This is a genomic window from bacterium (assembly GCA_016873475.1).
In the GTDB taxonomy this organism is placed as follows: Bacteria; Krumholzibacteriota; Krumholzibacteriia; order JACNKJ01; family JACNKJ01; genus VGXI01.
Genome location: VGXI01000201.1, coordinates 1 through 5,492 on the forward strand (window position 1 = coordinate 1; position 5,492 = coordinate 5,492).

The window sequence follows — 5,492 nt, forward strand, 5'->3', positions numbered from 1 at the left end:
CTCGGCGAGACCAAGGTCGTAGACGAGGCGGGGCGAGCCGAGCCGGGGCAGGACCCGCTCGAGCGGCGCGCTGCGCAGGATGCCGCGCCGCGCGAGGGCCTGGCTGAGGAAGCGCCGCGCGAGCACCGGCGGCAGGCTGGCGAGCAGGGGTTGGCTCCAGGCGTTGGCGGCGAGGGCCTCCTCGCCCAGGCCGCGCGCGGCGAGTTCGCCGTCGAGGAAGGCGAGCAACTCGGCCATCTGCTCGCCGAGCCGTAGGGCATTGGCCGTGGGATCGATGCCGTAGTCTGCGGCGAGCCCGGGCAGCAGGCTATGCCGGACGCGGTTGCGGCGCAGGGCGAGGTCCGCGTTGCTGGGGTCCTCGAGCCAGGGGATGCCCCGCTCGCGCAGGTAGCCCCGCAACTCCTCGCGCCGGAAGCCCAGCAGCGGGCGCAGAACGGGCAGTGGGGAACCGGGCCGCAGCGGGCGCGAGGCTGGCAACGGGGCGAGCCCGGTGGGGCCCGTTCCCCGCAGGAGCCAGAGCCAGAGGGTTTCGGCCTGGTCGTCGGCGGTGTGTCCGGTGAGCAGGGCGCAGGCGCCGATGCGCGCGGCCAGCTGGCCGAGCGCGGCGTAGCGCGCGCGCCGCGCGGCGGCCTCGCGATTGCCCTCCGCAGGGATCGCGAGCGTGAGCGCGTGGACGGCGAGCCCGAGCCGCGCGCCGAGGGCGCGCACGGCCTCCGCCTCGGTCGCCGAACCCTCGCGCAGGCCGTGATCGCAGTGGGCGAGGATGGGCACCAAGTCGAGCGCAGGCGCGGCGGCCGCGACCAGGGCAGCGAGGGCCGTGCTGTCGCTGCCTCCCGAGCACGCCAAGAGGAGGCTCTGCGCTCCGGCCGGCATCAGGCTGCGCAGGATCTGGACGAAGGGTTGCTCAGTCGTCGGGCTCAGCACGACCTCCAGTACCGCCCAGAGCGGCGTGCATCAGGCATGATAGCGCGCCTTACCAGGTCGGCAAGGCCCATGCGCCGCCTAGCCTTGGGCGGGGCGGCAGCGAATCGAGAGGAGTGGAGGAGCTGAGTATCCGGCCGCAGCCTAGTAGAGCGCCTTGATCGCGCCCCAACTCGTTTCCTGGGTGCTGGTCTTGCCGCAGGCGACCGGGTAGGCGCCCATGAGCAAGCCGCAGGTGTTGTTCGCGGGAGCACAGGGCGAGTCCGCCTGGAGGCCGAAGTTGCCGGCACTCGCGCCGCAGAACTCGGGATCGGCGGAGATGTTGCCGTCATAGCCGGTCTGGTCCGGGAGGTTGACGTACTGCGCGTAGAAGGCATTGCCGTAGACGTTGTTGCACGCGATCGTGTAGGGCGTCGGATCCCACCAACTGATCCCAGAGCCAAGGTTGTTGACGACGATACACTGCTCGATCGTTGGGTTCTTCGGGTAGTCCCAGGTCGAGCCAGAGCTGATCGCGCCCACCCATGAACCCACGGTGCCGTTGCCGACGAAAGTGCAGTTCCTCACCGTCAGGCTGGCGTCGAAGGTGAGCCCAGAGCCGGCGTTGTTGGCAAACAGCGAGTTCTCGATGATGGGTCCCAGGCCACTCGAACCGTAGTAGACAGCCATCCCCGAGCCGAAGTTGTCGTGAATGTAGAGGTTCTCAAGGTATCCATCATCGTCGTTGAAGTAGATGCCGTCTCCGGTGTCAGCCTGATTGCCGTAGACCTCCAGATTACGCGCCGTAATCGGGTGGGCATTTCCGTCTGCCAGCAAGCAAGCTCCGCCGCCCCGCGTACCCTCTGCCGAAGAGCGGTTATTCCTAAGGACGCAGTCGGTGATGGTCGCACCGCCTTTTTTGTAGAGGCCAATGCCGTAGATCACCGTCGTCGACGTGCACTCTTCGATGATCAGGTCATGCAAGACAGGATCTCCAACTGCCATGAGCCCGCTCCCATAGAGCCCCGGCTCATGGCCTCCCCGAATCGTGAGGTAGGCGATCTCATTCTGAGGAACCAGGTTCTCCCCGCCAATCACGCGCCCTTGGGTGAGACCATCGATGATCACCGACTCGGGGACGCCTGAGCGACCGTGAATGGAGACACCTGGAGGCCAGAGAAGATCGTGCTCGTAGTAGGTTCCAGGCGCAATGCTGACGGTATCGCCAAAGCTCGCCGCCGCTAGCGCCTCAGCGATTGTCGGGTGCTCCTCTGGGACCTGAAGAAGCTCCGCGGCTGCTGGCCTCGCGAGAAGCGAGGCCAGCAGCGCAACTCCAAGAAGTGAACCGATGCAGGCTCGCAGCCTCATTGGCCTCCCGTTGCCAACGTTGCGAGTCTTAGCTCGCCGGCAACAATGAGCGGCGAGCAGTCGCAGTCGATATCCCCGCACTCGAAGGCGAGCACAAGGATCGCGCTCTGCGGGCCCGTCCAGTCCATCAACAGCTTTCCAATTTCGGCATGGAAAGCGTTCTCCCCCTCGGCGGGGAAGAAGAGCCCGGTCATGCCATGCGTGGGGTCGGTCGCCAGCTCCCAGTTCGGTGGCAATTCAGCCCACAGGGTCGCCGCCACCAGGGTTAGCTCGCCGAGCGCCTCCAGGCAGGCGGCAGTGAAACGCAGATCAGCGCCCTTGAGGGCGCTGGCAGCGCCCTCGGGCACCTCAATTGTCGCATAGGCGATGCGGTGGCCGCCAGTCGCCACCTCCGTGAAGCTGAGCGTCTGCTCCGCGATCTGCAGTTCCGCCTGGGCGGCACCCGCCAGCAGCAAAAGCAGCGCCCCGATCGGCGCTCTCTTGCTCATGGCTCCACCTTCTCCTGTTGGGTTGCTTCTACTTGACGAGGGTGGCCTTCACCACTTCCTCGCGGCCCCGGAAGTTGAACCGGCTGTCCTCTCCGGCGAGACCGAACGCCCCGCATCTGGATCCGTCGGCCGAGCCTGTCAGCATCGGCAGGCCTGTTCCTGGTGGCGAGGCGAGAATCGGCCGACCCCTCTCGCCGGAGCGGCCGGAGGCACCAAGACCTCCCGCAAGGCCCCGCATGGGGGAGCCATGGATACGGAAAGTCGCCGCCAGGCGGCCGTTTCGGCTTGCAGCGGCCCGAGATCCTGATGACCTTCTCCTGGGTTCGCCGCCGTCCAGGGGGTACCGTGGCAACGAGCGCCCTGCACCAGGCCCAGGCCCAGTTCGACGGCGCCGCTCGCGCGCTCGGCCTCAGCGAGGCCGAGGCCGAGGTCCTGCGCGCGCCGCGGCGCGAGCTGCATCTGCGCTTCAGCGTCCGCTTGGACGACGGCGCGATGCGGGTGCTCAGCGGCTTCAGCATCCTCCACAACGACGTCCTCGGTCCGGCCAAAGGCGGCCTGCGCTTCCATCCCCAGGAGTCCGCCGACCGCGTGCGCGCCCTCGCCATGGGCCGCACTTGGCAGGCCGCCGCGCTGGACCTGCCGCTGGGCGGTTGCGCAGGGGGCGTGATCTGCGATCCGCACGGCTTCAGCGAGCGCGAGCTGGCGGCCATCTGCCGCGCCTGGGTGCGGGCCGCACAGGCGAGCCTGGGCGCGCGGCGCCTCGTGCTCGGCCCCGAGCTGATGGCCGGCGAGCGCGAGCTGCAGTGGGCGCTCGACGAGCACGAGCGCCTCGTCGGCCGCCACGAGCCCGGCGCGTTCTCGGGCAAGGGACTCGGCCTCGGCGGCAGCCGCGGCCACGCCGAGGCCACGGGCTACGGACTGGTCTACGTGCTGCGCGAGGCGCTGCGCGACGCGGGCCTGAGCCCCGGCGCCGTGCGCGCCAGCGTGCAGGGCTTCGGCAGCGTGGCCCGCCACGCGATCGCCCTGTTCGCGCAGCTCGGCGGCACGGTGAGCTGCGTCGCCAGCTGGGACCAGGCGGCCGGCTGCGCGCGCGCCTACACGAAGCCCGGCGGCGTCCAGCTCGCGGAGCTGGCGCCGATTGCCGATCGCTACGGCGGCATCGATCCGGCGGCGGCTGCGGCGCGGGGCTATGCCGTGCTGCCCGGCGAGGCCTGGCTCGAGCAGGAGGTGGAAGTGCTCGTCCCCGCCGCGCTCGAAGGACAGCTACGCGCGGACAACGTGGGGCGCGTGCACCCGGCGGTGCGCTTCCTCCTCGAGGGCGCGAGCGGCGCCCTCGAAACGGACGCCGCCACGCAGCTCGCCGCGCGCGGCGTGCGCGAGCTGCCGGAGCTGATCGCCGGCGCGGGCGCCATGCTCTGCGGCTACTTCGAGCAGGTGCAGGGCGAGATCAACCACGCCTGGGAACTGGACGAAGTGCTCGGCCGCCTCGACCTCAAGCTCACCGAGGCCTATCAGAACATCGGCGCCCTCGCCGAGCGGCGCGGCCTGGGCCTGCGCGAGGCGGCCCTGCTCCTGGCCACCGAGCGCGTCGCCGCGGCCTGTCGCAGCCGCCGCTGGGTCTAGTCCGAGGCGGAAAGGAGGCCGAGCGGCATGTCGGCTCAAGCGCCCTTCCGTCGCCGCTTCGGCGAGGACGCCGCCTTCACCGCGATCGGCGGGGGCGCGCTGGGCGGCAAGGCCAGCGGCCTGCTGCAGATCCGCGAGGAGATCCTCGCGCGCCTGGACGGCGCCGCCTTTCCCGAGATCAGCGTGGGCGTGCCGCCGCTCGTCGTCCTCACGACGGCGCTCTACGAGCGCTTCCTGGTCGAAAACGACCTGGCCGCACTCGCCGCCGAGGAGTTGCCCGACGAGCGCATCGCCCTCGCCTTCCAGCAGGCGGCGCTGCCGGCGGCCTTCGTCGGCGACCTGCGCGCGCTGGCCGAGCTGGTGCATCAGCCGCTCGCCCTGCGCTCCTCGAGCCTGCTCGAGGACGCGCTACGCCATCCCTTCGCCGGCGTCTACGCGACGAAGATGATCCCCGGCCACCAGGTGGACGCCGCCGCGCGCTTCCGCCAGCTCGCCGAGGGGATCAAGCTCGTTTGGGCCTCGACGGTCTTCGCGCCGGCGCGGCGCTACGCGCGGCGCGTGGGGGCCGACCCGGCCGCCGAGCAGATGGCCGTCGTCGTGCAGGCCGTGGTCGGCGAGCGCCACGGCGATCGCTTCTATCCGGCGATCTCGGGCGTGGCGCGCTCGCACAACCACTACCCCTTCGGCCACGGCGCCGCGGGCGACGGCGTCGTCAGCCTCGCCCTCGGCCTCGGCTGCCAGATCGTGGGCGGGGGCCGGGCCTGGAGCTACTCGCCGGCCTATCCGGCCAGCCCGCAGCCCTTCAACAACCTCGGCGACCTGCTCAAGAACACGCAGACCGGCTTCTGGGCCGTGAACATGGGGCCCACGCCGCCGCCCGATCCCCTGCGCGAGACCGAGTATCTGCTCAATGAGGAACTGGAGGCCGCCGAGCAGGACGGCGGACTCGGCCTTGTCGCCAGCACCTTCGACGGCGAGAGCGGCCGTCTGCGGCCCGGCATCGCGGCCAGCGGCCCGCGCGTGCTCGACTTCGCGCCCATCCTGCGCCACGGCGCGCTGCCGCTGAACGACCTCCTGCGCCGCCTGCTCGCCCTGGCGCGCGAGGCCCTCGGC

The 5,492-nt window shown here is 70.6% G+C and carries 5 protein-coding genes; 2 read left to right on the plus strand and 3 right to left on the minus strand.

From position 1 onward, the window contains the following. The 3 genes from tilS to FJ251_13050 all read right to left on the minus strand — a co-directional run. A partial coding sequence (gene tilS, locus FJ251_13040) for a tRNA lysidine(34) synthetase TilS (GenBank protein MBM4118634.1) occupies positions 1-924 on the minus strand: 924 nt, incomplete at its 3' end. Positions 925-1,065: 141 nt separating this feature from the next. Beyond that, complete coding sequence (locus tag FJ251_13045; GenBank protein MBM4118635.1) at positions 1,066-2,268, minus strand: hypothetical protein; 1,203 nt, start codon at positions 2,266-2,268, stop codon at positions 1,066-1,068. Further along, positions 2,265-2,756, minus strand: a complete 492-nt coding sequence (locus FJ251_13050) for a hypothetical protein (protein ID MBM4118636.1) — start codon at positions 2,754-2,756, stop codon at positions 2,265-2,267. Before FJ251_13050 ends, FJ251_13045 begins: the two co-directional genes overlap by 4 nt. Positions 2,757-3,062: 306 nt before the next feature. On the opposite strand from FJ251_13050, the gene FJ251_13055 reads away from it, so the two are divergent. Next, the gene (locus FJ251_13055) at positions 3,063-4,379 is read left to right on the plus strand and encodes a Glu/Leu/Phe/Val dehydrogenase (protein ID MBM4118637.1); all 1,317 of its coding nucleotides are present in this window, start codon (positions 3,063-3,065) and stop codon (positions 4,377-4,379) included. 27 nt (positions 4,380-4,406) lie between these two features. After that, a partial coding sequence (locus FJ251_13060; GenBank protein MBM4118638.1) for a hypothetical protein occupies positions 4,407-5,492 on the plus strand: 1,086 nt, incomplete at its 3' end.